This is a genomic window from Paracoccus chinensis (assembly GCF_900102885.1).
In the GTDB taxonomy this organism is placed as follows: Bacteria; Pseudomonadota; Alphaproteobacteria; order Rhodobacterales; family Rhodobacteraceae; genus Paracoccus; species Paracoccus chinensis.
This window is the reverse complement of the sequence record NZ_FNGE01000073.1, coordinates 1-1,369: the sequence shown is the minus strand read 5'-3', so window position 1 is coordinate 1,369 and position 1,369 is coordinate 1. Positions and strand designations below refer to the sequence as shown.

Below are 1,369 nucleotides of genomic sequence, written 5' to 3'. Positions count from 1 at the left end.
CATGCCTTGACCCAGACATGACCCCAGCCGCATGACTAAAGGTGGGTCACTTCTCGATGGAAAACCCGGGTCAGTTCCGGGTGGAAATCAACAGCTTCGGCCCCTTCATAGTCCCGGCTGTAGCGGGTGTAGGCCACGGCCCATCCGTTGCGGACCACCCAGTGATTGATGTCCTTGCCGCCCGCCTTGCAGACGGACACCGCCCGGCCATAGCGGTCGGTGTCTTGCACGAGGCATCGCACCTTCTGGCCGTCGAGAGCGGCAGCCAGTTTCTCGGATGCGTGACGGCCGCACGGCCATTCCCTGCCCCTCCTGTCCTGGCACGTCTGGTTCTTTTCCACCGCGTCGATCCCGAACAGGCGAACGGACCTGCCGCCAATGTCCAGAGAGTCTGCGTCGATGACGCGCACCTGCCCTGACAGGATCTCGCCCTGCGGGCGGAAAAGATCGCCAAGAAGCTTTTCCGCTTCCCTTGTCAGTTCACCCGCTATGCCTGTGAGGAACGCTCCAAGCAGGACAGCCGCGATCGCAGAGCCGCGGCCAAACCGATGTTGCCACCCCTTTGCCTGGCCTTTCCGCTGCCGTTTCCTTCTGCCGCGCATTCCATCTTCTTCAAGGCTGTTGGTTCAATCGCTATGCGAGATCGGTTTTTGAGAAATCATCGCCCTTGTAGAGCAACGGAACATGAAAGGCTTTCGCGCAGGCATAGGAGAGTGCATCGCCCATGTTGAGTTGCGCCGGATGGCCGACCATCTTGCCATAGACCGAGAGCGCCCGGATCGACTCGGCCCCCATGCTGCCCGTGATGTGCATTTCCTTGGCTTCAAGCGCCTTCAGCAGCTCATCAACGAGTTCTGTCGCGGCGGCAAAGTCCTCGGCTGTCGCCGGGCCTTTGCCGCGCCGCTCGACCCGCTTGCGCACAAGGGCAAGTGTCGCCTCCAGGCGCACGATGGGCGAATAGCGCAGGGTGCCGCGCGCAGCCTCCATTGCCTTCAGAAACGCAGGGCCATCCTCTTCCTGCAACAGCACGGCGGCGACAACGCTGGCGTCCAGAAACATCAGTCCTCGCCCCACTGTTCGTCCATGAATGCCTTGTCTGCTGCAATGTCGCTGCCGCTGGACACAAATCCAGCTTCTGCCGCCCGGCGCTGTATCCGCGCAACCCGGTCCGTCAGGGTCTCCTTGGCAGCGAGAGCGTTCAACTGATCGGACAAGGCGCGGCGAACGGCCTCCGTCTTGTTCGTCATGCCGGTGGCCGCAAGATACTGATCGACAAGCGTGTCCACCGCAGGGTCTTTGATGTAAAGTGGCATGGTATATCCTCGCTTCGGCCCAAGTATATCCTTTGAGGATATATAAGCAACCTAGA

Annotated in this window: 3 protein-coding genes; all 3 read right to left on the bottom strand. The window is 60.8% G+C overall.

The annotated features are described in order from the left end of the window. Positions 1-35 precede the first annotated feature (35 nt). From BLQ03_RS17735 to BLQ03_RS17725, 3 genes are read right to left on the bottom strand one after another with little or no spacing between them, the layout of a single operon-like run. Positions 36-602, bottom strand: a complete 567-nt coding sequence (locus BLQ03_RS17735; RefSeq protein WP_090757603.1) for a thermonuclease family protein — start codon at positions 600-602, stop codon at positions 36-38. Positions 603-633: 31 nt separating this feature from the next. After that, on the bottom strand, positions 634-1,059 hold the full coding sequence (locus BLQ03_RS17730) for a type II toxin-antitoxin system VapC family toxin (protein WP_245689006.1): 426 nt from the start codon (positions 1,057-1,059) through the stop codon (positions 634-636). Further along, positions 1,059-1,313, bottom strand: coding sequence for a type II toxin-antitoxin system VapB family antitoxin (locus BLQ03_RS17725; RefSeq protein WP_090757601.1), 255 nt, complete (start codon positions 1,311-1,313; stop codon positions 1,059-1,061). Before BLQ03_RS17725 ends, BLQ03_RS17730 begins: the two co-directional genes overlap by 1 nt. Positions 1,314-1,369 lie beyond the last annotated feature (56 nt).